The sequence below is a fragment of the Sulfitobacter sp. HNIBRBA3233 genome (assembly GCF_040149665.1).
Classification (GTDB): Bacteria; Pseudomonadota; Alphaproteobacteria; order Rhodobacterales; family Rhodobacteraceae; genus Sulfitobacter; species Sulfitobacter marinivivus.
Genome location: NZ_JBEFLP010000001.1, coordinates 492085 through 508032, shown reverse-complemented (window position 1 = coordinate 508032; position 15948 = coordinate 492085). Strand labels below are relative to the sequence as shown.

Sequence of the window (15948 nt, the reverse complement as noted above, 5' to 3'; positions counted from 1 at the left end):
GGCGTTGAACTCAGTCGTCCTGAACCCGCGCGCGAAAGCGCAGGTCGATTTGGCGCGCACTTGCGCTGTCGATGCGGCGGGCGCTGGCCCGGTCGAATCGCATGAACACCAGCCGGCCCCGCGCCAGCGCCAGATCGGCGCCGTGCAGCGCATCGCTGACTGCCGCCGCCGCCGCCTTTGCACTGGAAAATCCCGGGCTCACGGTAATCACCGACACGGTGAGCATATGCTCCGACCCCGCGCCGCTGCCGTCCGAGGCATCGCGCACGGTCTCCGACCCCAGTCGCAGATAGATATCGGGAACCGCGCCAGCGGGGACCGCGTCATAGATTGCGCTGCCAACCTCGGCAGCAACCGCCGGATCGGTGGACAGCACGTCGAAAACGGCCGCCTGAAGGGCCTGCGAAACGGCATAGGTCATACCACCTGCTCCTCTTCGACATAGCAGGTCAGATAGCGGCCCTCCGGGTCGCGCTCTGTCACCGCCTCGATCGTGAAAATCCGCTCGCCCTCGCGAAAGCGCTGCTGCGCTGCGGGCCGCGCGTCACTTGCGAAATCCGCGCCGCGCACGGTCACGCGGTATCGCATCCGGCTGACGGGCGCTCCGGTGCGCGCGGTTTCTCCGCCGGTGCGCGGCACGATCTCGGCCCAGAGGACCCCCAAGGGCACCCAGCCGCTGACGTAGCCACCGGCCCCGTCACCCAGACGGTCCGGCGCCTCCAGCACCAGCTTGCGGTTCAGCCGCGGCGCGCTCATGCCCGCACCCCGCCCGGGCCCATCCGGAAGACCCGGAACCGCTCGATCAGGGAGGTGACGCCAAAGGGCATGCACCCGTCGCCGAGGGCAGTATCGTGGCGGTACTCGTAATAATGGGCCGCCAGCATCATCACGGCCTGGCGCAGGTCCGCGGGGACCTCGTCCCATTCCGCACCGTAACCGGCCAGGAACCGCACCCGCAGTTCGCCCCCTGTCTCGGGCCCCGTCAGACAGGCCCCGGTGGCACGCAGGCGCGGCGCGTGGCTGTCGCGTTCCAGCCAGTAGAGACCAGGGTCCAGCACCTGTTCGTCCCCCGCCCGCGATACCAAGGAGACCGCGGCGATCACGGTAACCGGTGCGGCAGTCAAAAGCACCGCGTCCGGCACCGAAAGCCCGCTGACCACTTGCGTAAATTCACGCGCCATCAGCACCTTCCCGGTGCGCGCCTCGACCGCGGCCATCGCGGCCCGCAGGAAACTGCTCAAAACCTCGTCCTGCAGGCCGCTTTCGGCAAATCCGCTTCCGACACGCAAATGCGCCTTGAAAGCATCTACCGGCAGGGCCGCATCGGGCACATTCGTCTCTTCGATCAACATCGCAAAGCCTTTCTCAAACCTTGTCACATCCCGGCCGGCAGGCCGCTTCCCCCCTTCGTCCGGACACACACCCCCGCCTTTGCATTGCTCGGTCGGAGGGGAGCAGCTAGACAACACAAAGGCATCAGTTAAGGGCATGTGCCCGGGCACCGGGGCGGCTCAATGGCCACCCCGGCATCCGTCACGCCCGTTCAGGACGTTCCGAATTTCAGCAGTTTGATGGCCGCGAAGTCGCTGACATCACCGCCCACGCGCTTGGTTGCGTAGAACAGGACGTGTGGCTTGGCACTGAAGGGATCGCGCAGAATGCGCAGATCGGGGCGCTCCGCGATGGTGTATCCGGCCGCGAAATCACCGAACGCGATCGACATCGATCCGGTGCCTGCATCGGGCATATCCTCGGCGATCAGCACGGGATAGCCCATCAGCCGCGCGGGTTCGCCCGCAGACAGACCGTCGGACCACAGGAAACGGCCGTCCAGATCCTTGAGCTTGCGCACGATGCCCGCAACCTTGGAATTCATCACAAAGCTGGCGTTGGCGCGGTACTGCGCACCCAGCGCATAGACCAGGTCGACGATGGCATCCGCATCGACCTCTGCGGCAGTGCCTGTCGGCACATAGCCCAGATTGCCCCAGGCCCAGACATCGTTGTCGACGGCGGCGTGTGCGAGGAAGCCCTTGGGCTTGTCGATCCCGTCACCGTTGATGAAGGCACCGGCCTCGGCGCGTGCGAACTTGTCCGCGATCCGGCCCGCCAGCCAACCTTCGATATCGAACGCGGCATCATCCAGAAGACGCTGCGACGCCTTGGGCAGCGCGCTCAGCTCGTGCAGCTGGATCGTGATCCGGTCGATCTGCGGCGTGTCACTTTCCCCGACCGTCGCGGATTCGGTGGCCCAGCCGGCACCCACATCCGAATGGTCGACCAGCACGTCGTAAGACGTCGCCTCGACGTTCACCACCTGCGCAATCGCACGGATCGACGCGGTCGAGTTCAGCACCGATTTCACGATGTCGGACGTCTGCGGATCAACGAGGTATCCGCCGTCGGAATTCACCGCCGTGGACAGCGCCTTGCCCTCCAGCTCGAGGCCGCGCAGCCCGTCGTCATCGCCGTTGCGCACATAGGCGTGAAAAGCCTTCTTGTGCGGTGCACCGCTATCCGTCGCACCGGCCAGTGGCGGGCGCTGCGCTGTCATAGTCTTTCGATCCAGCATGTTCATTCGCTCTTCCGTTTGTTGAAGTTTCATTTCGATTTTGGCCTGTACGCCTTTGAACTCACTGACAAAGCCGGTCACGGCCCGCCGCACGTCCTCCGCCGGGGATAGATCATTCCCGGGCATGTCTTCGGTCCTGCTCATCTGCATTCCCCTTTGCTTCTGGTTTCAGTCTGCCGCGGGTCGATCTCGGCGCGCGCCGCATCGAAAACCGCCGCCATGTCACGCAGGACATCGTAGAGGCTGCGCCAGCTGTCCGCCTTCGCCCCCACCCGCGCACTGGGCAGCATCGGAAAGGTCACCAGCGACACCTCCCAAAGCTCCAGTTCCTGCAAGAGCCGCTGGCCCTTGGTGTTCTTGGTCGCTTTCACGGTCCGGTACCCGATCGACAACCCGTCGATCGCACCCGCCTCGATCAGCGCGATCGCTTCGCGGCCCTTTGCGACGGATTTCAGGATCCGGCCCTTCACGAACAGGCCCCGCGCGTCCTCGCGCACCACGTCCCAGACGCCGATGGGCTGGGCGGGGTCGTGCTGCCACAGCATCTTCACGCCGCGCCCGCCGTCTTTCAGCACCTTCAGGCTGGCGGCATAGGCGCCCTTCTGGACCACGTCATTCCCCTGATCCACGTCCCCGAAAAAGGACGCATAGCCGCGGATCTCGACCCCTTCGGCAATGCCCTCGACCGCGTCGAACTTCACGAACTTGCGCTCAAGACCGGGCAAGCCGCCGCCGTTCTCCGGGCGTTGCCCGAAGCTCATTCCACTCATATCCATCTGGATTCTCCCGCTAAATTCGCGTCATGGTGTGACCACCAGCACCGGATGCACCGCCTGCGCCAGGATCACGGCGACAACCCCGTAGACGGTCAACCACAGCCTGCGCTCAAGCCTTTCCATCATCACCTCGATCCGCTCGAGACGCTTGTCGAGATGCCCGAAATGGATCGCGCTCACCCGCTCGTGCGCCTGCAATCGCATCCCCGGCGCGCATTGAAAGCGCTCTACCGGCAACTCACTCATCTGCGGCCACCGCAGGCAGCCCCAGGAGGCTGCGCTTCTCCGCATCGGTCAGAAAACTCGCACCGGCGACCCGCGCCCATTGCGCGTCACGTTCGGCAGCCAATGCCGGAACCTGGTCGAGGTCGGGGCGCAATTCGACCGCGTCACCGCTGAACCCCGCCAACCAGTGGCCGAGCGTCGCCGTTACCCGCGCCGCAAGCGGCAGCACCGTCAGGCGATAGAAGGCGCGGTTCGCCTCCTGATAGTTGGCGTAGGTCGCATCACCCTGAATCCCCAGCAGCATCGGCGGCACTCCGAAGGCCAGCGCAATCTCGCGCGCCGCGGCCTCCTTGGTTTTCTGGAACTCCATATCCGAAGGCGAGAACCCCATCGGCTTCCAGTCCAGCCCGCCTTCCAGCAGCATCGGTCGTCCCGCGTTGCGCGCGCCCTGATGATGGCTTTCCATTTCGCTCACCAGCCGCTCGTACTGGTCAGTGCTCAGGCTGCCCTGCCCGTCGGCGCTTTTGTAGATGATCGCACCGGAAGGGCGCGCGGCATTGTCCAGCAGCGCCTTCGACCAGCGCGAGGCCGCATTGTGGACATCCAGCGCCGTTGCCGCCGCCTGCATCGGCGAAAAGCCGTAATGATCGTCTTGCGGATGGAAATTGCGGATGTGGCAGATCACGGGAACAGCGCCCACGTCAAAGCGGTGCCGGCGCGCGCCGACCGCGTATTCATAGGCCACCGGCCAGCCATCCGCACCCGGCACAACCGACATCCTGTCGGACCGCAGGACGTGCAGTTCCAGCGGCACACCGCCCTCGCCGCCGACAGCCTCCAGATATCCGTCGCCCGACAGCAGAAGCTGCGCATAAAGCGCCTCCATCAGCTCGGCACGGCCCTGGGCACCGTTAGGCCGGGCAACCAGCGACAGCACAGGGTGGCTGTCGAACCGCCGCTCGGCATCCTGCAAGACCAGCGGCAGCGCCGCCGCCGCTTCGGCGATCAGCTTCACACAGCGGAACCCGACGGGGTTTCCGGCAAAACCCGTGCGCGTCAGCGAGACCGTATCGCGCGGGCTCCACGCCGCGCGCCCCGCGCCCTGCACCGCCACCACACGCCCCGAGGCAGAGGCCTTGGTCTCAACCACCTCATCCGTACCCCGTCGCAGAAAATCAAACATGCCCACCGCCTCTCATCTGGTTGCGCCGCGCGTCCCTTCCGGGCCGCCTCTTTGCGTCGAGAACCAATCTGCCACCCAAAGGTTTAAGACCCGGACACCAGACCGTACGCACCTGCGCGCAACACCACCCGCCACGCAGCACCCACGAAAAAGGGGGCCGCGGCCCCCTTGTCCCCTTACAGACTGCGCACGCCGGGTTGTCGCCATTTCGCGGCCGGTGCGATCATCAACTCGTGCAAGCCCCAGACCAGCGCATCGACGCGGTCGGGGGATCCCTGCCCCTCGTAGCCGCGCGGTGTCATGCGCGTCATCTGGTCCTCCAGCGCATCCAGATCGGTCACATGGCGCACGCGCCCCTGCTCGTAGAGCGCGGCCACCGGCTCGGCCCGCGCGACCTTGCCACGGGATGCGTGAACGCCCTTGTAGGGCACCAGCGGGTCGATCTGGCGGATCACCTCCTGCACCAGCTGCCCGCCCTGATTGACCTCCGCCACCAGCCGGTCGGCCCCAAATTCCTCCATCGCGGCGATCGCGGCCCGCGCCCAGCCACTTGGCCCCATCCCCTGCACCGTCCGGTCGGCAAGAACGTAGGCCCGCCAATGCTGCGGCGGACCACTGCCCTCGACCCCGACCACGACGATACCGCAGGCATCCGCGTTGTTGCCCCCGCTGACGGAAGGATCGACTGCGACCACGATGCGGTCCAGCGCCGGCACCTCGCGCACACGGGCCCGTTCGATCATTTCCGACGTCCACAGCGCCCCTTCGGCATCCGACAGCAACACCCCGTCCAGCTCCTGCCGCCCCAGACGCGTCCCGCGATACCGGCTGCGCACTTCGTCGAGGAAAGACTGCGCAAGGTTGGCCCTGTTCGCGTCCGTCGGCGCATGGGTCGTGACCGTCGAGGGCGCGGCCAGCAAATCCTTCAGAACTCCGACATTGCGCGGCGTGGTGGTCACACAGACGCGCGGCTGCTGACCCAGCCGCAGGGCGAATTGCAACATGTCCCACGTCTCGCGGGCCTTCTTCCATTTCGCCAGCTCATCCACCCAGGCTGCGTCGAACTGGGGCCCGCGCAGGCCTTCGGGGTCATGGGCCGTATGCACTGACGCCACCGCACCGTTGGGCCAGACCAGCCGTTTGCGCCCTGCCTCCCAGTCGGGGCGCCGGTCCTGCGGCGAACAGGCCAGAATTCCGCTGTCGCCAAAGATCATCACCTCGCGCACCTGCTCGATCGTCTCGCCCACCAGCGCGATGCGCCGGCATTGCCCGGGATCAAGCGGCCCGGCGCCTTCGACGATGCTGCGCACCCATTCGGCGCCCGCGCGGGTCTTGCCCGCACCGCGCCCGCCCATGATGACCCACGACCGCCAGTCGCCCTCCGGCGGCAGCTGATGCGGCATCGCCCAGAACTCGAACAAAAAAGGGAGAGCGCGAAGCTCTCCCTCGTCGAGTTCATTCAGGAAACCCTCCTGAACCGACGCTGCAGCGGAGGCGATCCAGCTTGCACCCGATATCAGTCCTTGCCCTTTCAAGGTCGAAAGCCTCTCCGCCCCTTGCAACACCCGTTTGCCTATGGATGCATTCATGTACCAACAACTCCGCTTTCTGGCAGCGACCGATGACCTCGTTCATCTGTGCGAGGGTCTTGATCGCCGCTGTTCCATCGACTTCCCCCCCGGCGGCGATCCGTTCCTTCAGATCTTCCAACTCGTCTCTCAGCTCGATCAACCTGCGACGCACCGAAGCATAAAGCGCCTGTGCTTCCGCAACTTCATCAGCCGAGCAGCCCGGGGTAACTAGTTTCATCTCTTGACTGTCCTTTCGCTTGGATCACTCCAACCGAAAGACGTGGAAAAGCGGCCCTGACCAGGTGTCAGAGCCGCTTGCCCAAATCTCCTAGCATCTGCAGAGACTATACAGAGGCCGCTAAGACCCGCCTAAGCGACAGCGCGGGTGATTAACGGCTGCGTAACCGTGCCGGAACCGGCTCAGTTGCCACCGGTAGAGGCATTTCCCGCCGCTGCCGAGCCGCGCTCCGCCTCGATCTCGCGCCAGCGGGCCACGTTGCGGTTATGCTCGTCCAGCGTTTCGGCAAATGCGTGCCCGCCGGTCCCATCCGCAACGAAGAAGATATAGGGGGTATCGCCCGGCTGGGCCGCGGCCATCAGGCTCGCGCGGCCCGGATTGGCAATCGGCGTGGGCGGCAGGCCGGGGATCACGTAAGTGTTCCACGGCGTTTCCTGACGCAATTCGCTGCGCCGCAAACCACGGCCCAACACGCCTTCGCCGCGCGTGATCCCGTAGATCACCGTGGGGTCGGTCTGCAACCTCATGCCCTGATTCAGACGGTTCACAAAGACGCTCGCCACCTGCTCGCGTTCTTCCGCGACACCGGTTTCCTTTTCGATGATCGACGCGAGGATCAGCAGCTCTTCGGGGCTTTCGATCGGCAGGTCGTCATCGCGCGCTTCCCACGCGGCGGCAAGGTTGGCAACCTGCGCCGCCTCCATCCGTGCCAGCAGCGCACCACGGTCGTCGCCGCGCCGCACCTCATAGCTGTCGGGGGCCAGTGTGCCCTCCTCGGGGGTTTCCGCAACTTCGCCGTCCAGAACATCCATCCCGTTCAGCGCATTGACGATCTGCCAGCTTGTAACACCCTCGGCCACAGCGATACGCAGCCGCGTGTCGGCCTGCTCAAGCGTCTCGGTGTATTCTGCCGGTGTCTCTTCGGCCTCGGGTGCGAATTCGGCCAGTTCGACGAAACGGTTGGTCGTCGGATCCAGTTCGCGCACCTGCACGCTGACGCGGTTCACCCCGATCCGGTACACGATCTCTGTGCCGCAGGTGCTGGCACCGCCACGGGTGATGACGTCCACGATCTCCTGCATCGACGCTTCGGGTTCCACGAGGAAACTGCCCGCCTTCAACTGGCTGGCCTTTTCCTCGTAATCCGCACCGATCCGGAAAATCGGGGCCGATGTGATCGCCCCCTGCTCGACGAGCTGATCGCTGACACGGCGCATGGAACTGCCGCGGTCCACCTGTACGCAGACCGCCTGCGTCAGTGGCCCGGGCGCGTCATACTGCCCCCGACCCCACAGGATGATTCCGCCCAGCAGGAACAGACCCACCATGAGGAAGGTGATCGCATTTGCCGCGATGTGTCGCCACATTTAGTCGACCTTTCCGAACAGAACGCTCGCGTTTGTACCGCCGAAACCGAAACTGTTGCTCAGTGCGACCTTGATCTCGCGCTTGACGGGCGCATTCGGGGCCAGATCCACCTTGGTCTCGACCGCTGGGTTATCCAGATTGATCGTCGGCGGTGCCACCTGGTCGCGGATCGCGAGGATCGAGAAGATCGCCTCGATCGCGCCCGCAGCCCCCAGAAGGTGACCGGTCGCGGATTTGGTGGACGACATCGTCACCTTGCCGGCGTGCTCGCCCATCATCCGCTCGACCGCGCCCAGTTCGATGGTGTCGGCCATCGTCGAGGTGCCGTGGGCGTTGATGTAATCGATGTCCTTGGGCTCAAGACCTGCGTTGCGCAGGGCCGCGCGCATCGACCGCTCGCCGCCCTCGCCGTCCTCGGAGGGGGCGGTGATGTGGTAGGCATCGCCCGACAGACCGTAGCCGATCACCTCGGCATAGATCTTCGCGCCGCGCGCCTTGGCGTGCTCGTATTCTTCCAGCACGACGATCCCCGCGCCCTCGCCCATCACGAAACCGTCCCGGTCGGCGTCATAGGGGCGGCTGGCCTTTTTGGGATCATCGCCGCGCTTGGTGCTGAGGGCCTTGCAGGCGTTGAAACCGGCGATACCGATTTCGCAGATCGCCGCTTCGGCGCCACCGGCGACCATCACGTCCGCGTCCCCGTGCTGGATCAGGCGGCTTGCATCCCCGATCGCATGGGCGCCCGTCGAACAGGCGGTCACGACCGAATGGTTCGGCCCGCGAAACCCGTAGCGAATGGAAACCTGACCCGAGATCAGGTTGATCAGCGCACCGGGCACGAAGAACGGGCTGACCCGCTTGGGGCCCTTCTCGGCCATCATCACGGCGGTGTTGGCGATCGAATTCAGACCACCGATACCCGACCCGATCAGAACGCCCGTGCGCTCCTGGCTTTCGCGGTCTTCCGGCGTCCAGCCCGAATCCTCGATCGCCTGCTGTGCTGCGGCCATCCCGAAAAGGATGAATGTATCCACCTTGCGCTGGTCCTTCGGCGCCATATAGGCATCGGCGTTGAACGTACCATCGGATCCGTCGCCCAAAGGCACTTCGCAGGCGTATTGCGTCACCAGCTGGCTGGGATCGAACCCCGTAATCGGGCCCGCGCCCGACTGGCAATCCAGAATGCGCTTCCAGCTTTCCTCGACCCCGTCGGCCAAAGGCGTCACCAATCCAAGACCTGTCACGACCACTCTGCGCATAATAATTTTGCCTCTCGGAGAATGAATGCTCCGAAGCCTATACAGTGCGGGAACTTGCAAGTTCAAGTGTTACGACCGCGATGCTCAGGCCCCCGCCGATGCGGAACCACCTCGATCCGGATGCGTTGGCTATCGACAGCCGGAGGATGCCCATGGATATCGCCTTGCAGATTACTCTGCGCGCCGCACTCACCATCGCGGTCATTATCGCGCTGACCCGCATCCACGGATTGCGCAGCTTTTCCAAGATGTCGGGCTTCGACTTTGCGATCACCGTCTCCATCGGATCGGTGCTCGCGGGGGCTGTCACGACGCTTTCGACACCGGTGTGGCACTTTGTGGTGGCTCTTGTCGCTCTTTTCATCGTCCAGTTTGTCACCGCGAACCTGCGCGCGCGCAGCGGCACCGTCGAATGCGCGCTCGACAACGGGCCTTTGCTGGTCATGGAAAAAGGCACCGTTCTGGAGGGCAATCTTCTCAAGGCGGGCATGACACGCTCGGATCTCTGGGCAAAACTGCGCGAGGCCAACGCATACCAGATCAGCAATGTCTTCGCCGTCGTTGTCGAAAGCACCGGCGATGTCAGCGTCCTGCACGGCACCAAGGACGACAGCCCGCCCAGCGACGAGGTGATGCAGGGCGTGCTCCGCTAGATCAGACCGGCGGTCCCTTGCGCGTCATCAACAGAACGGCATCCCCGTCGATCTCGGCCTCGCGCAACGCGACATAGCCGAGGCTTTTCGCGATACTCAGCGAATTTTCGTTCTCGGGCGTAATCATGCACACCGTCCGGCCCGCCACGACACGGTCAAACCAGTCGTGAGCGGCGGCGGCCGCCTCGATGCCCATGCCCTGCCCCTGCGCAACGGGATCGAGCACCCAACCGGTTTCCGGAAACGGATCGAAGTCTTCTCCCAATCCGCGCGACCCGAAGAAAAATCCCGTCTGCCCCGCCATTTCAGGCTGTCCGTGCAACTGGATCGCCCACTGTCCGAAGCCTGCGATCTGCCAGTGGCCCGCATTGCGCAGAAAGGCATCCCAACTTCGGGTTTTCGGCCAGGGCTTGCCGCTGATATGCGCGGTGACTTCGGGCTTGGCCCAGATCTGCGCGAAGCGCGGGAAGTCTTCGGCTCGCATCGCCCTGAGGGTCAGGCGTTGGGTATTGATCGTTGGTATGCTGCGCGACATGCGGTGAATGACCTTCACTCTGGATTGTGCATTGGACCCGCAGAATTGCCGCAGCGCGGCGATTCCGGCAAGGACCAATTCGCCCGAAAAAGAAAAACGGCGCCAATCCGCAAGGGACTGCGCCGTTCTGGGTCATTTCATGCTGGCGCCACGCGCCTGCGAAAGTCGGATCAGGAAGCTTCCTTGATGAACTTCACTGCGTCGCCAACCGTCTGGATGTTCTCGGCGGCGTCATCAGGAATCTCGATCCCGAATTCTTCTTCGAACGCCATGACAAGTTCGACGGTGTCGAGGCTGTCTGCGCCCAGATCGTCAATGAACGAGGCGTTCTCGACAACCTTGTCCTCTTCCACACCAAGGTGCTCAACCACGATCTTTTTTACGCGTTCTGCGACGTCGCTCATAAAATGTTCCTCATTCGTTGGACCGTTGGCCCCTTTTGGTTGCCGCCCACGCCAGATTCGGGATGGGACGTCATGTGCCCCAAAAGGGGCGGCTCGTTTTCCCGGCGATGCGGGGATGCGCACCTGCAAGCAGGCCCGCGCGGATGAATCTGCGCCCCATTTAGCACAAGCCACGCGGGACGCAAACGCTTTCGCAAGCGCTTCTACAACATGGCCATACCGCCATTCACATGCAAGGTCGCACCGGTCACATAGGCGGCTTCGGCGCTGGAAAGGTACACCACCGCCGCCGCGATCTCTTCGGGCGTGCCCATGCGGCCTGCCGGGATTTGGCCCATGATTCCGGACTTCTGGTCATCGGTCAGCTTGTCGGTCATCGCAGTTTCGATAAAGCCGGGAGCGATGGCATTCACCGTGATCCCGCGCGACGCCACCTCGTAGGCAAGGCTTTTGGACATGCCCACCAGACCGGCCTTCGAAGCCGCGTAATTCGCCTGCCCCGCGTTGCCCGTGGCGCCGACAATGGACGAGATATTGACGATCCGGCCCCATCGCGCCTTCATCATGCCGCGCATCACACCCTTGCACAGCTTGAACGTCGCGGTGAGGTTCACGTTCAGGACCGATTGCCATTCGTCGTCCGACATCCGCATGAACAGGTTGTCACGGGTGATGCCCGCATTGTTCACAAGGATATCGACCGCGCCCATCGCCTCGATCGCCTGTTTCGGCAGCGCGTCCACGGCCTCCATATCGCTGAGGTTGCAGGGCAGCACATGCGCGCGATCGCCCAGTTCCGCGGCCAGAGCCTCCAGCGGCTCGGTGCGAGTGCCCGACAGGCCGACCGTCGCGCCGCGCCCGTGCAGCGCCCGCGCGATATCCGCGCCAATCCCCCCCGACGCGCCCGTAATAAGCGCCGATTTCCCTGTCAGATCAAACATGTCCGCTTCCTCTCGATTGTTTTTCCTTGGTGCAGCGCGGATCAGCTCGCTGCCGCGTCCTTCACATCCGCCGCGACGCCCACGTTGCGCAGCACCGCATCCTTGTGAATGCGGCGGATCATGCCCGAAAGCGCTTTGCCTGCGCCGATTTCCCAGAACTCGCTCACGCCCTGCGCCACCATCCATTCTACGGACGTCATCCAGCGCACGCGTCCCGTCACCTGATCGACAAGAAGCTGGCGGATGGGCGCTGCGGTATCCACCGCCTGCGCCGTGACATTCGCGACCACCGGCACCTTGGGATCGCGCATCGATACCTCGGCCAATGCCTTGTCCATCGCCTCTGCCGCGGGCGCCATCAGCGCGCAGTGGAACGGCGCCGACACCGGCAGCGGCAGCGCGCGCTTCGCACCGGCGTCCTTGGCCATGGCAATCGCGCGCTCCACTGCGGCCTTGCTGCCGGAAATCACGTTCTGCGTGGGGTCGTTCTCGTTGGCCAGCTGGCACACGTCACCTTCGGCGGCACGCTCGGCCAATGCCGCGGCATCTGACGCCGACAGACCCAGAATCGCGGCCATCGCCCCCTCGCCCACGGGCACCGCCGACTGCATGGCCCGCCCACGCGTGCGCAGCAGACGCGCGGTATCGGCAACGCCGAAAACCCCCGCCGCACAGAGCGCGGAATATTCACCCAGACTGTGGCCCGCCACGAAAGACGCCCGCGTCACCTCGACGCCTTCGGCCTCCAGCGCCCGCATCGCGGCGATCGAGGTTGCCATCAGCGCGGGCTGCGCGTTCTCGGTCAGGGTCAATGTGTCCAGATCGCCGTCCCAGATGAGCGCGCTCAGCTTTTCACCCAGCGCATCATCGACTTCCTCGAAAACGGCGCGTGCGGCGGGATAACTGTCTGCCAGATCGCGGCCCATGCCGATTGTCTGCGCGCCTTGACCGGGAAATACGAATGCGATGCTCATCTTTTGACCTTCAGCCTATCTGTTGCGACATCGGGTGTAGCGAAGCACACCCGCCGTCACAAGTGGCACGGCACGACGGGTGCCACACGCAGCTGGTGCACATGACATCTGCGCCCGCGCCCATTGCCACGCGGCGTGCACGGCGTAGTTTTGCGGTAACCGGCCTTTATTCAGGAGCCCCGCCTTGTCCCTTTCCAATACAGAAAGCCTCTATGGCAGCGTCACCCGCGCCTTCCACTGGCTGACCGCCCTCTTGGTCCTCACGCTGATCGCCGTCGCGCTGATCGCAGATGAATTGCCCTACGAGACCTCCGAGCAACTGGCGCGAAAGGCGTGGATGTTCTCGCTTCACAAAACGCTCGGTGTCAGCGTGTTCTTCATCTCGCTGCTGCGCATCCTCTGGGCGCTGGCGCAGCCGAAACCGGACCCGCTGCATCCCGAACGCCGGGTCGAGACCTTCGTCGCCGAAGCCGCGCACTGGCTCTTGTACGGATCGCTGGTGCTGGCGCCGCTGTCGGGATGGATCCATCACGCGGCCAGCGAAGGGTTCGCGCCGATCTGGTGGCCGCTGGGCCAAAGCCTGCCGCTTGTGCCGAAATCCGAAAGCGTCTCCGCCTTTTTCGGGGGCCTGCACTGGGTCTTTACCAATGTCATGATCTTTACGATCCTCGCGCATATCGCGGGCGCGCTGAAGCATCACCTGATTGACAAGGACAATACCCTGCGCCGGATGCTGGGGCGCGCCGACGGTATGGTGGCCCCCGCCCCCGAAAGCCGCGGCCGACAGCCCATTGCGGCGGCGCTGGGGGTCTGGGCGATCGTCCTTGCCATTGGCGCGGGACAGGGCGTCTACGCCCCCCACGGCGGTGACCGCGCGGCGGCGGCAACCCTTGAAGAGGTCGCTTCGGACTGGACGGTGACCGACGGCACCATCGAAATCACGGTGACCCAGTTCAATTCCGATGTTACCGGCAGCTTTGCCGACTGGACCGCGGCGATCTCCTATGACCCCACCGTGCCACAGGGCAAGGCGGGCGAGGTCGAGACGACAGTCTCCATCGGATCCTTGACGCTCGGCTCCGTGACGGATCAGGCCATGGGTGCGGATTTCTTCAACGTCGACGACTATCCGACCGCCACCTTTACCGCCGATCTGATCGTGGGTGTCGACGGGTTTACCGCCGAAGGTACGCTGCGCATCAAGGACCAGACCGTGCCGGTGACATTGCCCTTCTCGCTGTTGATCAACGATGACACCGCCACCGCGCAGGGCGAAGTCACCCTCGACCGTCGCAATTTCGGCATCGGCGACAACCTCAGCGGCGAAAGCTCTCTCAAGTACCCGGTGGTGGTAAAGATCGACCTGACCGCCACCCGCTAGACGCGGGGCGGCGGGCACAAAAAAGGCTGCTCCGGTCGGAGCAGCCTTTTCTCGTTCAGGGTGTCGGAAGTGGGGTGGGATTATTCCCAGCCACCCGCGCGCAGCTCTGTGTTGATGTCGATCGTGATCTCGTCGGAGCCGACAGGGATAAACGTGTCGATGCCGAATTCGGAACGCATGATGGTGGTTGTCGCAGTCATGCCCAGCCATTCGCCCTTGTTATAGTCGAACATATCGCCCAGCGGGTGCGCGCCCATGTTGTGCACGGTGATGTCGAAAGTCGCGGGTCCGGTGACATCCTTGATCGTCAGTTCGCCGGTCGCCTTGACGGTCATGTCGCCTGTCTGCTCGACCGAAGTCGAGACGAAGCGGATGGCAGGGTACTCTGCCGCGTTGAAGAAGTTCTCGCCGACCAGTTCGGTGTCGAGCGCTTCGACGCCGGTGTCGACGCTGTCAACGATGACCGAGAAATCGGCCTTGGCGTTGGCGATATCGCCTTCGGAGAAATCAAGCGTCCCCTCGACTTCGTGGAATTTCGCGGTCTGCATCGAGAAACCGGCGTGGTTCCAGGTGATCACCACATCCGTGTGGGTCGGATCGGGATACCATGTTTCGGCCTGTGCGGCGGTGAACGTCGACAGTGTTGTCAGCGCGGTGGCGAGAAGAAGCTTTTTCATCGGTGTCTCCATGACTTGAAAAGGTAAGCCTAAACTGGATCCGTGCGACAAAAACTCAACCGCGCACAACCAAACACCCTGTGCGCGCAGGCGAACACTCAGCCCGCAGGCTTGGCAAGCTTGCCCTCGGCGCGCAGCGCCGCCAGCAATGCGGCGTGGGCCGTCGCGTTGGTCAGGCTGACCCCGACCAGCAAACGGCCGTCCCTTGCCCAGAAGGCGATCTGGCCATTTTCCAGCTCGGCCCGGTCGAGATCGCGGAACGCGCACCGCTCGATCAGTTTTCTGGGCTGTCTCCCCTGCCCGCGCAGCATCCGCAACTCCTTGGTATGCAGATCAATCTCGACCGTTGGTAATTCGGGCGTCGTGCCCGCCAGCCACAGGCTCGCCGCGCCCAGCATCGCGCTGAGCGACAGCAGCAGTTTCAGCAGCATGATATCGCTTTCCCAGGTGGCACCGGGGGCAATCCAGATGGCCAGCGCACTGATCCATAATGCAGCCGCGCACAGCCGTCTGGCCGCGCGGGCGACCATCCGCGCACCGTCAAGCTTGCACACCGTGCACGGCAACGCGGGGGGCAGGAAATCATAGTCTAGGGTCAGGCTCATCTCGGTCTTCCGCTCACTGGGCGGGATCAGATTGCCCGCCGACTGCGGCGGCTTGATGGCGCGGGTGCGGAATTGGCTTGGCGCGACACCGCTTGCGCCACGCGCGTATCCGTGTATACGGGCGCTCTCTTGCACTTACTTTTGAACCGCGCAGTCTCTCGTGGTGGGGCCGCAAGAGGATAGAACCCCACCTTTGAAATGCGCCTTGAAACAAATGGAGCACACATGCCGCTATATGAGCATGTCATGATCGCGCGTCAGGATTTGTCCAACACGCAAGCCGAAGGGCTGATCGAACACTTTGGCACCGTCCTGTCCGACAACGGCGGGAAACTCGTGGATCACGAGTACTGGGGCGTCAAGACGATGGCCTACAAGATCAACAAGAACCGCAAGGGCCACTATGCCTTCCTGCGCTCCGATGCACCGGCACCCGCCGTGCAGGAGATGGAACGCCTGATGCGTCTGCACGACGACGTGATGCGGGTTCTGACCATCAAGGTCGATGAGCACAAAGAACTGCCATCGGTACAGATGCAAAAGCGTGACGAGCGTGAAGGCCGTCGCGAGCGCCGTTGATCCATAG

20 protein-coding genes are annotated in these 15948 nt (G+C 64.0%); 3 read left to right on the top strand and 17 right to left on the bottom strand.

Going from position 1 to position 15948, the window contains the following annotated elements; translation table 11 throughout:
• Positions 1-10: 10 nt before the first annotated feature.
• The 11 genes from ABMC89_RS02485 to fabF form a co-directional block, all read right to left on the bottom strand.
• Positions 11-421 carry a DUF3168 domain-containing protein gene (locus ABMC89_RS02485; protein ID WP_349564843.1) on the bottom strand — a complete coding sequence of 137 codons (411 nt, stop codon included), beginning with the start codon at positions 419-421 and terminating at the stop codon, positions 11-13.
• Entirely contained in the window at positions 418-756 is a 339-nt protein-coding gene (locus ABMC89_RS02480; RefSeq protein ID WP_349564841.1) for a head-tail adaptor protein, read from the bottom strand. Before ABMC89_RS02480 ends, ABMC89_RS02485 begins: the two co-directional genes overlap by 4 nt.
• Positions 753-1352 carry a head-tail connector protein gene (locus tag ABMC89_RS02475; protein WP_349564839.1) on the bottom strand — a complete coding sequence of 200 codons (600 nt, stop codon included), beginning with the start codon at positions 1350-1352 and terminating at the stop codon, positions 753-755. Before ABMC89_RS02475 ends, ABMC89_RS02480 begins: the two co-directional genes overlap by 4 nt.
• Before the next feature lie 191 nt (positions 1353-1543).
• Positions 1544-2716: a phage major capsid protein gene (locus ABMC89_RS02470; protein ID WP_349564837.1), complete on the bottom strand. Its 1173-nt coding sequence runs from the start codon at positions 2714-2716 to the stop codon at positions 1544-1546.
• Complete coding sequence (locus ABMC89_RS02465) at positions 2713-3348, bottom strand: HK97 family phage prohead protease (RefSeq protein WP_349564835.1); 636 nt, start codon at positions 3346-3348, stop codon at positions 2713-2715. Before ABMC89_RS02465 ends, ABMC89_RS02470 begins: the two co-directional genes overlap by 4 nt.
• 24 nt (positions 3349-3372) lie before the next feature.
• Positions 3373-3594: a GTA head formation protein, RCAP_rcc01685 family gene (locus tag ABMC89_RS02460; RefSeq protein ID WP_349564833.1), complete on the bottom strand. Its 222-nt coding sequence runs from the start codon at positions 3592-3594 to the stop codon at positions 3373-3375.
• Complete coding sequence (locus ABMC89_RS02455) at positions 3587-4756, bottom strand: phage portal protein (protein WP_349564831.1); 1170 nt, start codon at positions 4754-4756, stop codon at positions 3587-3589. Before ABMC89_RS02455 ends, ABMC89_RS02460 begins: the two co-directional genes overlap by 8 nt.
• 176 nt (positions 4757-4932) lie before the next feature.
• A complete protein-coding gene (locus tag ABMC89_RS02450; RefSeq protein WP_500812332.1) occupies positions 4933-6276 on the bottom strand; it encodes a DNA-packaging protein in 1344 nt (447 codons plus the stop codon).
• Positions 6212-6565: a hypothetical protein gene (locus tag ABMC89_RS02445; protein WP_349564829.1), complete on the bottom strand. Its 354-nt coding sequence runs from the start codon at positions 6563-6565 to the stop codon at positions 6212-6214. Before ABMC89_RS02445 ends, ABMC89_RS02450 begins: the two co-directional genes overlap by 65 nt.
• Positions 6566-6747: 182 nt before the next feature.
• On the bottom strand, positions 6748-7932 hold the full coding sequence (mltG, locus tag ABMC89_RS02440; protein ID WP_349564827.1) for an endolytic transglycosylase MltG: 1185 nt from the start codon (positions 7930-7932) through the stop codon (positions 6748-6750).
• Positions 7933-9192, bottom strand: coding sequence for a beta-ketoacyl-ACP synthase II (fabF, locus tag ABMC89_RS02435; protein WP_349564825.1), 1260 nt, complete (start codon positions 9190-9192; stop codon positions 7933-7935).
• 152 nt (positions 9193-9344) lie between these two features.
• On the opposite strand from fabF, the gene ABMC89_RS02430 reads away from it, so the two are divergent.
• On the top strand, positions 9345-9845 hold the full coding sequence (locus tag ABMC89_RS02430) for a DUF421 domain-containing protein (protein WP_349564823.1): 501 nt from the start codon (positions 9345-9347) through the stop codon (positions 9843-9845).
• 1 nt (position 9846) lies between these two features.
• Here ABMC89_RS02430 and ABMC89_RS02425 read toward each other — a convergent pair whose 3' ends face one another.
• From ABMC89_RS02425 to fabD, 4 genes are all read right to left on the bottom strand, one after another.
• On the bottom strand, positions 9847-10380 hold the full coding sequence (locus ABMC89_RS02425; protein ID WP_349564821.1) for a GNAT family N-acetyltransferase: 534 nt from the start codon (positions 10378-10380) through the stop codon (positions 9847-9849).
• Between the two features lie 170 nt (positions 10381-10550).
• Positions 10551-10784, bottom strand: coding sequence for an acyl carrier protein (locus ABMC89_RS02420; protein ID WP_349564819.1), 234 nt, complete (start codon positions 10782-10784; stop codon positions 10551-10553).
• Positions 10785-10987: 203 nt separating this feature from the next.
• Positions 10988-11725, bottom strand: coding sequence for a 3-oxoacyl-[acyl-carrier-protein] reductase (gene fabG, locus ABMC89_RS02415; protein ID WP_349564817.1), 738 nt, complete (start codon positions 11723-11725; stop codon positions 10988-10990).
• Positions 11726-11766: 41 nt separating this feature from the next.
• Complete coding sequence (fabD, locus tag ABMC89_RS02410; RefSeq protein ID WP_349564815.1) at positions 11767-12699, bottom strand: ACP S-malonyltransferase; 933 nt, start codon at positions 12697-12699, stop codon at positions 11767-11769.
• 184 nt (positions 12700-12883) lie between these two features.
• Between fabD and ABMC89_RS02405 the strand changes: the two genes are divergently transcribed.
• Positions 12884-14080, top strand: coding sequence for a cytochrome b/b6 domain-containing protein (locus ABMC89_RS02405; protein ID WP_349564813.1), 1197 nt, complete (start codon positions 12884-12886; stop codon positions 14078-14080).
• 80 nt (positions 14081-14160) lie between these two features.
• On the opposite strand, the gene ABMC89_RS02400 is transcribed toward ABMC89_RS02405, so the two are convergent.
• A complete protein-coding gene (locus tag ABMC89_RS02400; protein WP_349564811.1) occupies positions 14161-14757 on the bottom strand; it encodes a YceI family protein in 597 nt (198 codons plus the stop codon).
• A 98-nt stretch (positions 14758-14855) separates the two neighbouring features.
• Positions 14856-15362: a hypothetical protein gene (locus ABMC89_RS02395; protein WP_349564809.1), complete on the bottom strand. Its 507-nt coding sequence runs from the start codon at positions 15360-15362 to the stop codon at positions 14856-14858.
• Positions 15363-15587: 225 nt separating this feature from the next.
• Here ABMC89_RS02395 and rpsF point away from each other — a divergent pair, with 225 nt between their 5' ends.
• On the top strand, positions 15588-15941 hold the full coding sequence (gene rpsF / locus ABMC89_RS02390; protein ID WP_349564807.1) for a 30S ribosomal protein S6: 354 nt from the start codon (positions 15588-15590) through the stop codon (positions 15939-15941).
• Positions 15942-15948 lie beyond the last annotated feature (7 nt).